The sequence below is a fragment of the Collinsella ureilytica genome, assembly GCF_019795105.1.
GTDB lineage: Bacteria > Actinomycetota > Coriobacteriia > Coriobacteriales > Coriobacteriaceae > Collinsella > Collinsella ureilytica.
This window is the reverse complement of sequence record NZ_JAIMFO010000006.1, coordinates 255,640-271,768: the sequence shown is the minus strand read 5'-3', so window position 1 is coordinate 271,768 and position 16,129 is coordinate 255,640. Positions and strand designations below refer to the sequence as shown.

General features: G+C 46.7%; 17 protein-coding genes. 7 read left to right on the top strand and 10 right to left on the bottom strand.

The features are described 5' to 3' along the window. The gene (locus tag K6V98_RS05525) at positions 1-954 is read right to left on the bottom strand and encodes a D-alanine--D-alanine ligase family protein (RefSeq protein ID WP_222199522.1); all 954 of its coding nucleotides are present in this window, start codon (positions 952-954) and stop codon (positions 1-3) included. 146 nt (positions 955-1,100) lie between these two features. Here K6V98_RS05525 and rlmN point away from each other — a divergent pair, with 146 nt between their 5' ends. Further along, positions 1,101-2,174, top strand: a complete 1,074-nt coding sequence (gene rlmN, locus K6V98_RS05520) for a dual-specificity RNA methyltransferase RlmN (RefSeq protein WP_222199521.1) — start codon at positions 1,101-1,103, stop codon at positions 2,172-2,174. Between the two features lie 158 nt (positions 2,175-2,332). Here rlmN and K6V98_RS05515 read toward each other — a convergent pair whose 3' ends face one another. From K6V98_RS05515 to rpmH, 9 genes are all read right to left on the bottom strand, one after another. After that, positions 2,333-2,584: a hypothetical protein gene (locus K6V98_RS05515; protein ID WP_222199520.1), complete on the bottom strand. Its 252-nt coding sequence runs from the start codon at positions 2,582-2,584 to the stop codon at positions 2,333-2,335. A gap of 2 nt (positions 2,585-2,586) precedes the next feature. Then, positions 2,587-3,417, bottom strand: a complete 831-nt coding sequence (locus K6V98_RS05510; protein ID WP_222199595.1) for a ParB/RepB/Spo0J family partition protein — start codon at positions 3,415-3,417, stop codon at positions 2,587-2,589. A gap of 43 nt (positions 3,418-3,460) precedes the next feature. Next, positions 3,461-4,261, bottom strand: coding sequence for a ParA family protein (locus K6V98_RS05505; protein WP_371734529.1), 801 nt, complete (start codon positions 4,259-4,261; stop codon positions 3,461-3,463). Between the two features lie 108 nt (positions 4,262-4,369). Then, positions 4,370-5,134 (bottom strand): 16S rRNA (guanine(527)-N(7))-methyltransferase RsmG, encoded by a 765-nt coding sequence (gene rsmG / locus K6V98_RS05500; protein ID WP_222199518.1) that lies wholly within the window; start codon positions 5,132-5,134, stop codon positions 4,370-4,372. 107 nt (positions 5,135-5,241) lie between these two features. After that, positions 5,242-5,814, bottom strand: a complete 573-nt coding sequence (locus K6V98_RS05495) for a Jag family protein (protein WP_222199517.1) — start codon at positions 5,812-5,814, stop codon at positions 5,242-5,244. A 36-nt stretch (positions 5,815-5,850) separates the two neighbouring features. After that, positions 5,851-6,627 carry a YidC/Oxa1 family membrane protein insertase gene (locus tag K6V98_RS05490; protein WP_222199516.1) on the bottom strand — a complete coding sequence of 259 codons (777 nt, stop codon included), beginning with the start codon at positions 6,625-6,627 and terminating at the stop codon, positions 5,851-5,853. Positions 6,628-6,645: 18 nt separating this feature from the next. Continuing rightward, entirely contained in the window at positions 6,646-6,888 is a 243-nt protein-coding gene (yidD, locus tag K6V98_RS05485) for a membrane protein insertion efficiency factor YidD (RefSeq protein WP_222199515.1), read from the bottom strand. A gap of 3 nt (positions 6,889-6,891) precedes the next feature. Then, positions 6,892-7,260, bottom strand: a complete 369-nt coding sequence (gene rnpA, locus K6V98_RS05480) for a ribonuclease P protein component (protein WP_222199514.1) — start codon at positions 7,258-7,260, stop codon at positions 6,892-6,894. A 15-nt stretch (positions 7,261-7,275) separates the two neighbouring features. Then, positions 7,276-7,419 (bottom strand): 50S ribosomal protein L34, encoded by a 144-nt coding sequence (gene rpmH, locus K6V98_RS05475; RefSeq protein ID WP_222199513.1) that lies wholly within the window; start codon positions 7,417-7,419, stop codon positions 7,276-7,278. Between the two features lie 315 nt (positions 7,420-7,734). On the opposite strand from rpmH, the gene K6V98_RS05470 reads away from it, so the two are divergent. The 6 genes from K6V98_RS05470 to gyrB all read left to right on the top strand — a co-directional run bounded on the left by K6V98_RS05470 (position 7,735) and on the right by gyrB (position 16,095). Further along, positions 7,735-9,072: an ATP-binding protein gene (locus tag K6V98_RS05470; RefSeq protein WP_222199512.1), complete on the top strand. Its 1,338-nt coding sequence runs from the start codon at positions 7,735-7,737 to the stop codon at positions 9,070-9,072. Between the two features lie 23 nt (positions 9,073-9,095). Further along, positions 9,096-10,859, top strand: coding sequence for a DnaA ATPase domain-containing protein (locus K6V98_RS05465; protein ID WP_222199511.1), 1,764 nt, complete (start codon positions 9,096-9,098; stop codon positions 10,857-10,859). A 227-nt stretch (positions 10,860-11,086) separates the two neighbouring features. Next, positions 11,087-12,190: a DNA polymerase III subunit beta gene (dnaN, locus tag K6V98_RS05460; RefSeq protein ID WP_222199510.1), complete on the top strand. Its 1,104-nt coding sequence runs from the start codon at positions 11,087-11,089 to the stop codon at positions 12,188-12,190. A gap of 9 nt (positions 12,191-12,199) precedes the next feature. Then, positions 12,200-13,405, top strand: a complete 1,206-nt coding sequence (gene recF / locus K6V98_RS05455) for a DNA replication/repair protein RecF (protein ID WP_222199509.1) — start codon at positions 12,200-12,202, stop codon at positions 13,403-13,405. Then, complete coding sequence (locus K6V98_RS05450) at positions 13,392-13,946, top strand: DciA family protein (RefSeq protein ID WP_222199508.1); 555 nt, start codon at positions 13,392-13,394, stop codon at positions 13,944-13,946. The genes recF and K6V98_RS05450 overlap by 14 nt, the downstream gene beginning before the upstream one ends. A gap of 127 nt (positions 13,947-14,073) precedes the next feature. Continuing rightward, positions 14,074-16,095 (top strand): DNA topoisomerase (ATP-hydrolyzing) subunit B, encoded by a 2,022-nt coding sequence (gene gyrB, locus K6V98_RS05445; RefSeq protein ID WP_222199507.1) that lies wholly within the window; start codon positions 14,074-14,076, stop codon positions 16,093-16,095. The last annotated feature ends 34 nt before the right edge of the window (positions 16,096-16,129 follow it).

Sequence of the window (16,129 nt, the reverse complement as noted above, 5' to 3'; positions counted from 1 at the left end):
TCAAAGTCCCGCACGGCGGCGTGCTGCGTGTATGAGTTGAGCGCAAGCTTCAGGAAATGTCAGATCTCCTGTGTGGGCAATCTCATCTGGAAACAGCGACGCGTCCGTCATACCAGGAATACTATTGGTTTCCAAAATTACCGGACCATCATCAGTCACAATAAAGTCGCTGCGTGAGAGACCCGAGCATCCAAGCGCTCGGTGAGCACGACAGGCAAGCCCTTGCACCATCAGATTGTTTTCCTCTGAAATCTCCGCAGGAATACGATGAATTTTTGCTGGATCGATATACTTCACATTTAAGTCGTAAAACTCAGCGCCCTCATTCTCGCAGCATACTTCTACGACTGGCAGCGCACGCAAGTCACCGGTATCCAAGACACCAACCGTAACCTCAGTGCCACACACACGCTTCTCTACCAGCACTTTATCCCCGTACTCAAATGCCTTGCGAATAGCAGCATCGAGATAGCGTCCATCCTTAACCAAGGTAATACCGTAGCTGGATCCATTATCTGCGGGCTTCACAAAGCACTGGTCACCCAAGTTCAAAATGATCGTTTCCACGTCATACGACTCATCTTTTACGATTGCAACGCTTGGAGGCGTTGGGATACCCGCTTTGCTATAAAGCAGTTTTGCTAAATCTTTATCTGCACACGCAACGCTTGCAGCTACGTCCGAGCCAGTATACGGAAGACCAATGAATTCCAAAAATCCCTGAATAATACCGTCTTCTCCCCCTGCGCCATGAAGTGCGAGAAAGGCGGTATCCCAGTGCTCGGTTGTGATCCTGGCAACAAAATCTGTGGCAGCGGTATCAAGCAACTCAACATAACCAAACCCAGCTGTCTGAAGCGCTCGTGTAGCGTTTTGACCTGATGCAAGCGAGATCTCGCGCTCACTTGATGAGCCGCCGGCAAGAACCGCAATCCTCATCTCAGAGACCCTCATCGACCCTCACATCCTTTCTCGTTCACACATGTGTAAACGATGCGTCAAGTATGGAGCCTGAGACCCAAGACCTATGGCGGGCGCAGGCAGCTGGCTGTTCAAGTATTGTAGAGGTACACGCGCGTTTTTTCCTTGAAAGGAACGGTATGCAACGATCCACCACGTACCAAGATATTCGTACCCTCTCACAAAAAGAGTTAGAAGAACTCACCCATGAGCTTGGACAACCTTCTTTCCGGTCTAAACAGCTTATATCGTGGCTGTTTGAAAAGAACGTATGTTCGTTTGATGAGATGACCAATCTACCAAAGTCTTTTCGCAACCAACTCGCAGAGCGCTTTTCCTTTAATGTGCCAACCGAGAAAGCTCAACAAGTATCCCGTGATGGATCACGTAAATATCTTCTTGAGTTTTCTGATGGCACCTCGGTAGAAACAGTCGGTATGCCGAATCGCAATCGCTTGGCGGTATGCATTTCCACACAAGCAGGATGCGCTATGGGTTGTGCATTTTGTGCCACTGGTTTGCACGGTCTTGCTCGATCGTTGGCCGCCCGTGAGATGGTGGACCAGGTTCTCCATGTGAAAAAAGACTTTAACGAGCGTGTGACGAGCGTTGTGTTCATGGGACAAGGCGAGCCGTTTGCTAATTTTGATGAAACACTTGCTGCACTTCGCATACTCAACGACCCTCAGGGCCTCGGTATTGGAGCCCGGCATCTCACCGTTTCTACCTGTGGACTCATTCCTGGAATTCGAAAATTTGCCACGATAGAAGAGCAATTCACCCTTTCCGTCTCGCTACACTCCGCTGTGCAAAGCACACGCAACTTATTGATGCCTGGTGTAAAGAGGTTCACGCTGCTACGCCTTTATGAAACCCTACAGGACTATACAGAAAAGACCGGACGTCGCCCCAGCTATGAATATGCCATGATTGATGGAGTGAATGACACAACCCCTGAGATGAATGCGCTCATTGATTTTTGTCAGGGTACCCTCTGTCACGTGAATCTCATTCAGTTAAACGATATTGCTGATAGCCCTCTTAAACCCTCTCCTCTTGAGAAGGTTAAGCTCTTGCAACGTCGTCTCAAGATGCACGGTGTTGAGACCACGATTCGAAACTCTCGCGGGAGTGACATTGATGCTGCTTGCGGACAGCTTAAACAGCGCTTCTCGGTGCCGAATCTTGGCTACCTTCCATCTATAGTGAGTTAACCTTCTCTATTACACCTTTCACTGGTAACAATAAGTTCATGAGGACGAGCGCACAGTCGTATGACTTCAAAGAAAAAGAGAGCAGGATACAAATACCTGCTCTCTTGTTGATTGAATATTAGTTTGGTACCTAACTAATAGCTATAACCAAACTTTTTTTATATGCCAAACTGATCCCATTGCTTTGCAACCCATGCTTGATTTGCATCCGCATCATTCATGAGCTCAGACTTAATACGCACGATTGATTCATCAACGGTCTTCATGACTCCATATGCCTGGCTTTGAAGCCCCCGGATAGTATTTGCCGCTTGCTCACGCCGCTTAGGATTCTTTAATACCTCATATCCAAGGAAAACACCAATTCCAACCGCTACCGTACTAATAATAAGCTTCGATATCAACTTCATCTCTACACCTCCTCTGACGAGGCTCCAACCATAGTTTCCATAATCCGCGTAAGGTCGTCTTCGTCTTTAAACTCAATCTCAATCTTATGCTTTCCGCGTAAGGTTTTAACACGAACATTCGTATCAAAAAGCTTTCTTAATACTCGTGAAGCCTTTTTAAAGGATTGAGGTGTTGGAGGTCTTCCAGCTTTTTGCTGATTTCCGACTGAAAACAATGGAGCAAGGTTTTCAGTCGCACGAACCGATAGACCCTCAGTTACAACTTTATCAGCTAGCTTAACCCTTTGTTCATCAAAAGGAACTGCAAGGATTGCACGAGCATGACCAGCGGTGAGCGATCCAGCAAATAGATAGTCCTGAACTGCTTGTGGTAGATCTAAAAGTCGTAAAGAGTTTGTAATCGTCGAACGTGATTTTGAAACGGCTTGGGACAGTGCCTCTTGAGTCATGCCGCTTTGTTTGATTAATTGCCTGTATCCACGCGCCTCTTCAATAGGATTTAAATCCGAGCGCTGGAGATTCTCAATCAATGCAATCTCGAGCATTGTTTGATCATCAACATCTTTAATAATTACAGGCAGTTCATCAAGCCCAAGCTTACATGAAGCCTGATATCTACGCTCGCCAGCAATTATTTCGTACTTCTTACCCTTTTTGCGTACTAGAAGCGGTTGCAACACCCCATGAGCTTGAATTGAGTCTGCTAGCTCTTGTAGTTCATCCTCATTAAAATGCGTTCTTGGTTGGTTGGGATTTGGGTTGATTGAACCGAGTGGAACAGACACAGGCCCACTTTCACTGGTAAAGCCTGTTTCTGATTGCGCTTCTCCCATCAACGAACCAAGCCCGCGGCCGAGTGAAGAGCGTTTTTTTGGACTAGGCACGTTTGATCACCTCCCGAGCAAGACTAATATATGCCCGCGCACCTTTATTCATGGGCGCATACGTAATGACTGGTTCACCAAAAGATGGAGCTTCGGATACTTTCACCGATCTTGGAATAACAGTTTTAAAAGCTTGATTTCCAAAATATGCTCTGACTTCCTCGACGACCTGCTTTGATAAGCTTGTACGAGAGTCAAACATAGTCATCAACACACCAAAAGTCTCCAGGCTTGGGTTAATGCGCCCTTTCACCATGCGCATTGACTCTAGCAGCTTGGTAACACCCTCAAGTGCGTAGTATTCACATTGAATTGGTATTAATACGCTATCAGCAGCAGCTAATGCATTAATAGTGAGAAGACCCAATGATGGAGGACAATCAATAAGGATAAAGTCAAAGTCATCACGAATCGGGTTTAAAAGGTCTTTTAAGCGTGATTCACGAGCCATTGCTGATACAAGCTCAATTTCTGCTCCTGCTAACTGGATAGTAGCTGGAATAACAAAGACTTTTTTATAGGCGGTATCTTGAATAATCTCTTCTGCTGCAACATCATGTAGCAATGCATCATATACGCAGTATTCAAGCTCTTCTTTATCTATTCCAAAACCACTCGTACTATTACCTTGAGGGTCAAAATCTACGAGTAGAACTTTTTTATATTGTTCACCAAGGGCAGCAGCTAGGTTCACTGCTGTTGTAGATTTTCCTACTCCACCTTTTTGGTTAATGATTGCAATTATGCGAGTTTCTTTCTCGTTTTTTGATCGCGGAACTTCTTTGAAACCCACGATCCCTCCTTTACATGCAGTATTGGATATCATCACCTATGTTTCACGTGAAACATCTTTCTATCCTTTAGAAGAATACTTTAACTCATTATGTTTCACGTGAAACACTCAAGCAAGGGGTTTCTTACGAGCTAATCCAGTAATGCGCGGTAAGCTCACTGAAGAGTCATCTATCACCTTAAATGAAAGCAAAGTCCGATGTCCTAAACCAAGAGGGAGATTAAACTCTTTTGAATATACTGAGGAAAATCCAAGAACCTGTACAACCTTATAAGCAGATTCAAGTTCATCCTGCTCAGGGATACCCTTAGAGACAATCAGCTTTCCACCAATTTTTAGAAATGGACGTGCATATTCCAATAAGACTGGCAGAGGAGCAAGAGCTCGTGCAGTAACAACATCAAACTGAGCCTTCTGCTGTCTAGCAAAGTCTTCAAGTCTTGCATGCACAGGAACACAGTTCTGGAGCTCCAACTCATTACACACTAAAGATATGGCAAACACTTTCTTCTTTACTGAGTCAAGCAGTGTCCATGTACCACCTTTTGCACGAGCGAGCGGGATACCTGGAAAACCAGGACCTGTACCCATATCAAGAGCGAAGGAAAAAGTATCTGGCATGAGTGAAATAAAAAGAAGGGAATCGAGAATATGAAGCACTAACGCGTCTGGGAATTGCGTGATCCTGGTAAGATTGATGATCTTATTAAGCTGAAGTACATATAACAAATGCTTCACACAAGATTGAACGTCCTCATACTCCAAATCAAACTCATAGGATCCGTTTTGTATGAGTGAGAGGAGCATCTGGGTATAGTCATCAACCTGCTTTTGATCTAGCTCGGATAAGGATAATGGTTGGCGCTCATTCATAATCTTCCTTCCATTCTTTTGCCTCAACTTAGCGTACCAAGAACTTGAGACAAAAAGAGGGGTGACATGCACCCCTCAAGAGAATCTCTGTATGTAAACGAAACTGATTAGACCGGCTCAACTACCACATGACGCTCGGCATCCATACCCTCAGAATGAGTTACCACATCTGCACGCTCGCGCAAACTAATATGAACAAGCCTGCGCTCATACGCGCTCATCGCTGGAAGTGAGATGGAACGATCCTGACTGACCGCACGATCAGCTGCAGACATTGCCATCCCAACAACCTTGTCATGGCGACGCGCTTTATATCCCTCTATATCAACAACAATAGGGAAGCGGAAACCAATCTTTCTGCTCACAATTAATGAGAAAAGCATCTGGAGAGATTCAAGTGTCCGACCATGGCGACCAATAAGTACCGCAAGATCAGATCCATTGATATCAAAAATCAACTCTCCATCATTACCTTCAAACTCATCAATGGTTACATGATCAACCCCAAAAGACTGAAGCAGCTCTTTTAAAACGTTGAGAGCGAGATCTGCAATACGATCAATATCCTCATCCTGAAGGCCTGCTCCAGAACGATATCGTTCAGCAATCAGCTCAAAGAGTGATGCGTCTGTATCTAATGTGTCTAATTCCTCGTGCAACTCTAATTCTTGTTCATCCATAGTTACCTCCATAGTAAGGTACCTAAATATATATGCTTACTTCTTTTTTCGGGGGCGAGGAGCGCGTTCACGACGTACAACATCGACCTCGATAGGTTCGTCTGCAAACCGTGCCTCTTCATCTTGCTTCGCTTTTTCCATAACACGCTGGGTGACCAGAAGCTGTTGCACAACCTGCCAAAGCGACGATACGTCGTAGTACAAAAGGACGCCCGCAGGAAGATTCCAGCCCATCCAAAGCATCATAATAGTCATAACGATAGCCATTACACGCATACTTTGAGCCTGGGTACCTGTTTGATTGCGCGACTGATACAACGTTGGAATCAGTGTGAGGACTGCAAATAACAGCAGCACCACCACATACGGAAGAGCCACCTCGACACCGTGCGTAAACGCAAGCGAGGGCGTCATCGTTAAGTCAGGAAGAATATTGTAAAAAGAGAAGTGACTGGTTGAATCGGGGAAATAGTCTGGAAGGTTACGTAAGAGTGTAAATAAGGCAAAAAGTATTGGCATCTGCACCAGCAGCGGTAAGCAGCCAGCAAGCGGATTAAACTTATTCTCACTATAAAACTTCTGCATCATCTCTTGCTGACGCTGAGGATCGTCAGCATAACGCTCTTGAATCTCCTGCAGCTTAGGCTGCAAAACCTGCATGCGCGCAGAAGCCTTGGTAGACTTCAGAAGCAGTGGGGTTAGGATCAAGCGAATAATTAAAACAAGAATGATGATTGAAAGTCCCCAGTCAGTTGCAAAGCCCTGAATGAGCTGCAACACCTGGAAGATAATATTAACGATCCAATCCCACATGAGATTCCTTCCAAAGAACTACCGTGCCGGAGGCACTGGGTCAAATCCACCAAGATGAAATGGATTACAACGAAGAACACGGCGAAGAGCAAGCCATGATCCACGAAGAGCCCCGTGAGACATAAGGGCTTCAACAGCATACTGTGAACAAGTCGGTATGTATATACAGGCGTCTGGAAGCAAAGGAGAGATAACCTTTTGATATAACTTGACAAGCGCGATTAATGCGTGCGTACCAAGATTTAAACGGTTCTTACACATCTTCTACCAGCATTCTTTATTCGTATTCAAACACTGGTTAACCTGAGCTGTAGCTCCTGAGCGTCTCACGAGCTTTTGCAACGCTTGAGAGAGTTCATCTATATGCGCCGCAGCAGTGTCTTTCGTTGCAAAGAGAATGAGGTCATACCCCGGTAGTGGGAAACCGCATTGATATGCCGCTGCTCGCAGCATACGTTTCGATCGGTTTCTAAACACCGCTGTTCCCAGTCGCTTTGCAGCAACAAAGGCGACCCGACCAGGATCGCCTTCATCTAAACACGTTTGAATGACCATACGGAGTAAGGGATGGTTATATCGTTTACCCCGTGAAAACACCCGCTCAAAATCTTGAGGGGACTTGATGGTCCTCATAGGTTCGCGTTGCTCTTAGTTATCGCTCACTGTGAGACGCTTGCGTCCTTTTGCACGACGACGAGCGAGTACCGCGCGGCCGCCTTTCGTAGCCATACGTGCTCGGAAACCGTGAGTTTTGGCGCGCTTGCGATTGTTCGGCTGATAGGTGCGCTTCATGGTGGACATCCTCCTGGTGCATATGGATAGCCTGTTATTAAGGCTCGTGAGCTAAGAGATTGTAGGGAATGCGCTGTTCGACTGTCAAACGAAGGTGAGGAAATACCGAGATGAATCGCAGTGTCCTCACAGAGATCTCATTCAGTCTTTTTTTCTTTTCATGATTCTTTCAAGGTTTTCCACAGGTATTTCCATATATGTTGATAACTTTTCTTTCTTTTCTTCATCTTTCCACAATTTTGGAAAACATGTTGAAAACTTTGGAAGCCTCGGTCGTTGTATCCTAGACGGGCACCTACGAAGAATGAGAGTGTGATGACCGACACGTTCTATCCGTTCGTCGATTCAGGCGATCCGGTACCAGACAACTCACATCTCAAAAGCCTTGCAGTACAGCAGGGTACGGAACGTGCTATCGAAGTTAATTATGACAAGCATGTCAACGAGGGTACTGATCAAGATTCTGACCTTGTATCTCACCTAGCTACAGAAGCCACATCTGGAGCAGACGGCTCAAACCAATCAGAACAGCATGAGCTCAAAACAGCTGAACAGGTACGTTACGCCACTCGTATTGCAGTGTATGACGATATGCTTTCCACCCCGCGCGTCATCATTATTGAACCGCGTGACGTCCGAAGCTACCTAGAAGACGTTACCAATACTGTTTATCGATGCATGAGAGAGCAGGGTGGACGAATCTCACTCATGGTGATCCGAGAGATTGTCGAGAACTTTATCCACGCGCACTTTGTTGAACCGATTATTTCGGTTTTAGATGATGGAAACACTGTTCGGTTTGCAGATCAAGGACCAGGTATTGCAGATAAAGAGCGTGCCTTTGAGTTTGGTATCACCTCTGCAGATCGTGAACAGAAGCGCTATATCAGAGGAACTGGCGCTGGGTTTCCGATGGTGCAACAGTATTTAGAAAACGCCGGTGGAGCCATCTCGATTGAAGATAATCTGGGAAAAGGGACCGTGGTTACCGTCACCATTGATCCTGCTCGAAAAGACCAAGTCACCCAAGCAGGTGGAAGAGGTGCTGCTGTTCGCGGAGATCACACACATACTGCAGTTACCGCAAGCCCTACTGATATAAGTAACACGAATCATCAGACTCCGGCGCACGTATATGGCACAACCTCACCAGATACACCCTACTCACCAACACAGGTAGTATATCCAGAACAGACTACATATCCAGAAACCGCACCCGCTGCACCATCATGGGTACCTCCTACACCACCCAACCAATCCCAGGTACCACCTCGCACAATTTGGGATCCCATCACACAACGATGGTATACGCACAACGTACAAGCACCTCCATCATCAGCCCCTATAATGTATCACGGATCATATGGAACACCGTATAGCTATCCTGCTCCGTATGAAGTTCCGGCTCACGCAGTCTCACCGACTATCACCGAACCACAGATTTCTGAGCGCGGCATGGCTGCTCTTCAGTTTCTTGCAACTCACACCACTGCAGGACCCACCGAACTTACCGCCGCACTTGGATTATCAAATGCCACATGGTCACGCGAGCTTGAAGCACTTACAAAAGCAGGCCTTGTTTTGAAGTCAGGACAAAAGCGGATCTTGACCGAGATGGGCAAGATTTGGATAGAACAACATGCAGGTAGATGACGTTAAGATGATAAAGGATTGATATGGAAAGCGAAGCGAGTATCCTTCTCACTGATGCTGTGGCTTATCTTCAACACGACGGACACGACGAGCGTCTGGTACAGATGCTCGCTCAATCTCGTGCGGCTCACCTCACCGATCATAAGCTCACCATTGAGGCACCGAGCCGCTTTGCAAGCTCATATCTCGAACGTAATAAGAACCTCATTGAGGGTTATCTCGAGCAAATTGCCTTTACTCCACTCACATTGGTTATCTCAGAAGAAGGGGTTATTCCTCCTCCAACCTTGCCAACTCCCCAATCCTCACCAATACGTACACCAGATCAACGGCAGCGCGTAACGCATCAAACAGCACAATCACAGTCACCTCTTTTATCTGTCAGCAATACCAACACGGGTGAGTCGCACGCAGAAGACGAGCTCTATGACACACCAACAAACGCGCATGCTGGATCAGTGATAAACGCACGGGCAACACTTCCGGTAGCACCTCATCAAAAGAGTGGCTTTGCAGATCAGCCCGAGTTTGAGCGCGATCAGCAAGAACGTGTAAAAGAGCCGGCAATTAAGGTTCAAAACACGCTGAGTCATGAGGACTACCTCAGGATGATTAAACGGGTTCAGGAAAGTCCCGCAGTCGAGGTAACTCCTACCACAAGCACAAAGGCACCGTCGGTTCATATCAATTCAAAATTTACCTTTGATACCTTTGTATATGGTGATGAGAATAAACATGCCTATCATTCGTCTCAGCGCTTTGCCGCCTTTGCAGATGAACCAGGTCAGTGCAACTCTCTTTTCATCTATGGGGGGTCAGGTCTTGGAAAGACGCATCTATTGCTCGCAATCAAAAACTATCTTGCCGAGCATAAGCCTCACATCCGCGTAAAATACGCTAACTCTCAGGCGTATATTGATGACTTTATTAATGAAATCGCACGACAAAAAACTGAGAATCGAGCAATCTTGCGCGACTACCATGATGCAAATGTTTTGATTATTGACGATATTCAAAACATCATTGGTAAGCAGGCCTCAATTGAGTACTTCTTTAGCCTAATGGATGAATTTATCCGCGAGAACAAAAAGGTTGTTATTGCCTCAGATCGAGCTCCGAAAAAACTCGGTATGGATGAGCGACTCACCAGCCGTTTTAACGCAGGCATGCTCTGCTTGGTTTCTGAGCCGGGCTTTGAGATGAAGTACACCATCTTAAAGCGCTACTACGAGACTATTATTCTCGGGGGTGATAAGGCTGCTGAGATGAATGTTGACGCAAGTCTTCTCGGAGCCTTCCAGACTCATGAAGGCAAGCTCACCGACGAACAGCTTCGTCATATGTCTGAAATTTCAGGAAATAACATTCGAGAGCTTGAAAGCTTCTGCGAGCGTTGCGCAAGCCTCTCGTTTGAAAGAGAGCAATCCGGTACAGAGCTTACTGCTGAAGATATTGAGCGTGTCGCAGATGAGTACTTTGATACAGCTCATAAGATCATTCATATCGATACCATCCAGGCGGTGGTAGAGGAGTTCTACCATATCAGCCATGAAGAACTGATTGGGCCTCGCCGCTCACGCGATATTGCGTTTGCGCGCCACGTCGCAGTCTATCTTGCAAATAGCCTCTGCGATTTAAGCTCAAAGGCCATTGGTGAGCAGTTTGGAGGACGCGACCATTCAACGGTTATCAATAGCTTGAAGGTTGTTGAGAAAAAGATTAAAGAGGATCGACGAATCTGTGAGGATCTCCAGCAGCTCAAGAACAAGATCACCCTCCGTTCATGAGAGCTGTTGAAAAGTCGGTGGAAATGATTGGGAAAAGTCGTGCATAGATCACGTAAGCTAGGGGAGAGATACAGACGCATGTCAGAGATGTTGAGAAGTCGAAAAGTTTCCCACACCTTCGTTGGGTATCTTTTCCGCGTATGAAGTGAGGGAATGCTCCTTATCCACAAGATTAACGCCTTTATTATTATTGTTACTAGTATTTACTTAAGGAAGGAAGAATAGGGATGCAGTTTACGGTCAGCCAAGCCTCACTCGCCAGTGCTCTCTCAGTTGTTATGAAAGGAGCTTCTGGAACCTCAACCCTTCCCATCCTAGCGGGCGTTTTGATCCGTGCTGAAGATGGAGTTATTGAATTTCAAACATCAAACTACACGATCTCGATTCGTCATCGCATTGCTGCGCGAGTTGATGAAGCAGGGGCTGTGGTTATACCTTGCAAAATCTTAGCCAATATCACCAAAACCCTTCCGGATGCCCCCGTGTCTTTCACCACTGAGGATCGTCAGGTTTCTATCACCTGCGCTAAAAGCTCATTTCGCTTAAGCACCCTCGATGTGGGCGATTTTCCTGAGTTTCCAGCGTATACCCTCGTGAATTCAGTAGAGCTTCCTGCAGGGGTTTTATCTGAAATGGTCGGGCGTGTCTGGCGTGTGACATCAACTGATCGCAATCGTCCTGTTTTAAATGGTGTGTTTACCACTGTCGAAAACAATACGGTGCGTCTGGTTGCTACCGACTCATACCGGTTAGCGGTCTGTGACACACATGTTGAGACATCCTCGCTTGAGGGTGCTTTTGAGTTGAACGTTCCAGCAGAAGCCTTATCTGATGCACTCTCAATAACGGGTGGTGAAGGATCAATTCTCATTGGTGCCACTGAGACACAGGTTGTGTTTGTTGCAGGAGACACCACCTATATCGCTCGAAGAATTGAGGGTACCTATCCAAATTATCGAGCTCTTTTGCCGTCTACCTGTGCGACCATGGTAAAAATTGACGTCGAAGCGCTGAAAGCTGCTCTTAAGCGTGTGGCAGTCATTGCTCAAAATAACTCCGCCGTGAAGTTTGATATTGACGCTGAGGCAGGCATTCTGGCACTTTCCGCCATCTCAAATGATCAAGACGCTGCACACGAGACGCTTGAGGTTGAGGTTCAAGGGGAGTCGGGCGTTATTGCCTTTAACTACCACTATATTTTTGGCTGCTTAAACGTGTTGTCTCAAGAGAAGGAGATGACGCTCGAGTTGCAAAGCTATACGCAGGCAGGTGTGTTTAAGAGCGCAGATACGATCAATTATCTCTACCTCGTTATGCCCGTGCGTATATAAGAGCAGTACATGTCGTTAATTGCTCGCACGCTTGCTCTTAATTTATTTCGCAGTTATACAGCGTTTGACCTTGCCTTAGGGCGTGGTACAACCATTTTGGTGGGACCGAACGCTTCCGGTAAGACCAATCTTATTGAAGCAATTCAGCTGTTAACAACCGGTCAGTCGTTCCGCCGTCCCGCTCCTCAAGATTTGATTCACGTAGGTGATATGCGAGCAAACATTGAACTTCGCCTTGAGGGTGAGGGACGACAGATTGATATGGCATGCGAGATAGAAAAGGCAAGAAAACGTTTCACGATAAACACGAAGGCAGTTCGTGCAAACGGCGTGCACGGCATATTACCAAGCGTCCTGTTCTGTCCTGATCATCTTGATATGATCAAGCGATCTGCTCATATACGGAGAGATGCGCTTGATGATTTTGGATCTCAGTTAAATGGAAAATACGCTGAGCTCGTGTCTACCTACACAAAAACGCTTGAGCAGAGAAATGCACTCTTGAGAGATGGTTTGACTGATCAGTCTCTGCGAGCTGCGTGGGATGAAGCGTTGGTTTCTGCAGGGTCCCAACTCATGATTCACCGAGCGCGTCTTCTGACTCGGATTGCTGAGCGGATGCATGAAGTACATGCTCGTTTCGCACCTCAGGAGCGGCTATCGATACAGTATGCTCCTTCTGCTCCTATAGTTCAGCACGTGCATGAATACGATGAGTTGTCTGGTGAAACAGATAAAGATCAGGTATATGAGGGCTTACAAGACAAAGAGTATCTATTCAATTGCCTTCAGCTGGACTCGAATACAATCGAGCTGAATCAGGAAGAGATTAAGCGAGGGTTTTTAGATGCATTGCATACTCGCCAAGCTGAAGAAGATCGTCGTGGACTGACCCTCACCGGCCCTCATCGAGATGAAATTCTATTTCAGATTAACGACTGTGATGCACGGAGTTTTGCGAGTCAAGGTCAACAGCGCACCTTAGTACTTGCATGGAAGATAGCCGAGGTCATGGTCACAAAAGATATCCTCGGTCACTATCCTATCTTGTTATTAGATGATGTCATGAGTGAGCTTGATCAAACGCGAAGAGCTGCCTTTATGACACTGCTTGATGATGGGATTCAATCGGTTATTACAACAACAAACCTCGGGTATTTTGAAAGCGATATGGTAGAGAGGGCTCAGGTGGTGAAGATTCATGGCACATCGTAGTTCTTCAGCATCTGAGCACAGTACTTTTTCTCTTGGTGATGTTGCAAAAAAGATGGCTCAAGACATCTATCGCCAAGCAAAGCCTAAAGAGCAAGCTCAGATGGATGCGGCACGTCGGAGAGTTCTGGTCTTTCGTGCGTGGAATCACGTTGCTCAACATACTCGAGAAGGCAGACATGTGACTGGTCTGCATTATCTGCCAGAAGATAATGTGCTGGTGGTATATGCTGACGCAGCTGCGTGGGCGCAAGAGCTCTTTATGATGCGTGAGATTATTCGAGCGCGTATGGCTCACTATGGAGTGCATATCAGTTCGATCCAGGTGAAAACTTCACGCCCAGGATATGTACGGCCAAAAACCTGGGCTTCAAAACCTACGAACTCACAACAAAAAGCTCCTGTTCTTACCACGCCACTTACGCAAAAAGAAGAAAAGCAGCTCGATCAAGCACTCTCGGTGGTTTCTGACAAACGCCTCCGTGAAGCCTTAAAAAAAGCCGAGAAGGCACATCTTGAGTGGAAAAAGAGCCAAAAACCGTAAAGCAAGGCGTAGAAGGCATTGTGTTGTCTTGTAGCCCTATTTCCAACCAAGAGACAGTACGGCTGTTTTCCGGTAAACTAATACAGTTGTGAAGATAGAGAAAAAGATTTTGAGAGGAGCTGCAGGCGTGGCAAAGAAGAACGAGTACGGCGGTGAGGAGATCAAGATCCTCGAGGGCCTTGATGCAGTGCGCAAGCGCCCTGGCATGTATATCGGTTCCACCAGTGCAAGTGGCCTGCACCACCTCGTCTACGAGATTGTTGATAACTCCGTTGATGAGGCAATGGCAGGATATGCAACCCGCATTTCAGTGACCATTCATGCTGATAATTCCATCACGGTTGTTGATAATGGTCGAGGTATTCCGGTTGATCGTCATCCCGTGAAAAAAATCCCAACCTTAGAAGTGGTTATGACGATCCTTCATGCTGGAGGTAAGTTTGACAACTCAGCCTATAAGGTGTCTGGTGGCTTGCATGGCGTGGGTGTTTCGGTGGTAAATGCACTCTCAAAACATATGGTTGTTCAAGTCAAACGTGATGGCAAGATTTATGAGATGCAGTTCTCACGTGGCCATACAACCGAGAAAATGAAGACCGTTGGAACCTCGAAAGCAACGGGTACTACAACAACGTTTTGGCCTGATGAAGAGATCTTTGAGACGACGGTCTTTAACTACGACACTTTGCGTGATCGCCTACAAGAGACAGCATTTCTTAATAAGAGTTTAAAGATCACCATTACCGACGAGCGTGAACTCGCTCCCCGGGTTGAAGAGTTTTGCTATACCGGCGGCATTGTTGACTTTGTCAAATTTCTCAATGAGGGTAAGTCAGTCCCTGATGGGCTCAAGCGGCCAATCTATCTCACAGGTGCTTCTGAACCGGATGCTCCGGTTGAAAGAACCGGTGAAGTAGAAGTTTCTATGCAGTGGAATACCTCGTATTCCGAGACGGTGCTCTCATTTGCAAATGACATTAATACGCCTGAGGGTGGCATGCATCTAGAAGGGTTCCGCACTGCGCTCACCAAGGTGATTAATGACTATGCGCGCAAGCAAAATATCCTTAAGGAAAAAGACTCAAACCTTACCGGTGATGATGTTCGTGAGGGTTTAACAGCGGTTATTTCCGTCAAGCTTTCTGATCCCCAGTTTGAAGGTCAAACAAAGGCTAAGCTTGGTAGCTCGTTTATGCGTACACTCGTACAAAAAACCGTTACTGAGGGTCTGACGGACTACCTTGAGGAGCATCCCAAACAAGGTCGAGAAATCGTTAAGAAGGCTCAACAAGCAAGTAAGGCTAGAAATGCCGCCCGTAAAGCTCGTGAGGCAACACGGAGAAAGAGCTTGCTTGAGACCGCGAGCCTGCCTGGCAAACTCGCTGACTGTTCCGTGCGCGATCCCGAGATGACTGAGCTGTTTATCGTAGAGGGTGACTCGGCAGGTGGCTCTGCAAAGGATGGTCGCCGCCGCGATATTCAGGCAATTTTGCCACTCCGTGGAAAGATCTTAAATGTTGAGCGCGTAGGCGATCACCGAGCCTTTTCATCAGAGACGATTCAGTCGCTCATTACCGCCATTGGTACTGGTGTGACCACGGGTCTAGGTGATGGGGGAGACTTTGATATTACCAAGGCGCGCTATCACAAGATTATTATCATGACGGACGCTGATGTAGACGGTGCTCATATTCGTATTCTTTTACTCACCTTCTTCTATAAATACATGCGTCCGCTCATTGATGCCGGCTATGTGTATGTGGCATGCCCGCCTATTTTTGGCGTGAAAGTGCGTAACAAGATTCACTACGTCTACCCCAATGGACGCCAAGCAGAAGATGAGATTTTGGCTGAGACTATCACTGAGCTTGGTCTTGCACCTGAAGAGCCTGAAGAAACCAAAGATGGTAAGCCGCAACGCCGCCGCCGTGGTTATACCGTTCAGCGCTATAAGGGTTTGGGTGAGATGGATCCCAAGCAGCTCGCTTCTACCACAATGGATCCGAAGACCAGGATTTTACAGCGCGTCACCATTGATGATGCGGTGATGGCTGAGCGGGCAGTTCGTGAATTGATGGGTAGTGAAGTGAGCTACCGCCGCGACTACATTGAAAAGCATGCTCGCGACGCCCGATTCCTGGATGCGTAAACACACCCAAGTCCTTACCTAAGGCACTTGAACA

Coding starts and splice junctions, on each gene's coding strand:
- yidD (WP_222199515.1), bottom strand. CDS start 6,888: ATGTGTAAGAACCGTTTAAATCTTGGTACGCACGCATTAATCGCGCTT.
- recF (WP_222199509.1), top strand. CDS start 12,200: ATGTCGTTAATTGCTCGCACGCTTGCTCTTAATTTATTTCGCAGTTAT.
- K6V98_RS05490 (WP_222199516.1), bottom strand. CDS start 6,627: ATGTGGGATTGGATCGTTAATATTATCTTCCAGGTGTTGCAGCTCATT.
- rnpA (WP_222199514.1), bottom strand. CDS start 7,260: ATGAGGACCATCAAGTCCCCTCAAGATTTTGAGCGGGTGTTTTCACGG.
- rsmG (WP_222199518.1), bottom strand. CDS start 5,134: ATGAATGAGCGCCAACCATTATCCTTATCCGAGCTAGATCAAAAGCAG.
- rlmN (WP_222199521.1), top strand. CDS start 1,101: ATGCAACGATCCACCACGTACCAAGATATTCGTACCCTCTCACAAAAA.
- K6V98_RS05525 (WP_222199522.1), bottom strand. CDS start 954: ATGAGGGTCTCTGAGATGAGGATTGCGGTTCTTGCCGGCGGCTCATCA.
- K6V98_RS05515 (WP_222199520.1), bottom strand. CDS start 2,584: ATGAAGTTGATATCGAAGCTTATTATTAGTACGGTAGCGGTTGGAATT.
- K6V98_RS05465 (WP_222199511.1), top strand. CDS start 9,096: ATGGAAAGCGAAGCGAGTATCCTTCTCACTGATGCTGTGGCTTATCTT.
- K6V98_RS05470 (WP_222199512.1), top strand. CDS start 7,735: ATGACCGACACGTTCTATCCGTTCGTCGATTCAGGCGATCCGGTACCA.
- K6V98_RS05510 (WP_222199595.1), bottom strand. CDS start 3,417: ATGGGAGAAGCGCAATCAGAAACAGGCTTTACCAGTGAAAGTGGGCCT.
- rpmH (WP_222199513.1), bottom strand. CDS start 7,419: ATGAAGCGCACCTATCAGCCGAACAATCGCAAGCGCGCCAAAACTCAC.
- K6V98_RS05495 (WP_222199517.1), bottom strand. CDS start 5,814: ATGGATGAACAAGAATTAGAGTTGCACGAGGAATTAGACACATTAGAT.
- K6V98_RS05450 (WP_222199508.1), top strand. CDS start 13,392: ATGGCACATCGTAGTTCTTCAGCATCTGAGCACAGTACTTTTTCTCTT.
- dnaN (WP_222199510.1), top strand. CDS start 11,087: ATGCAGTTTACGGTCAGCCAAGCCTCACTCGCCAGTGCTCTCTCAGTT.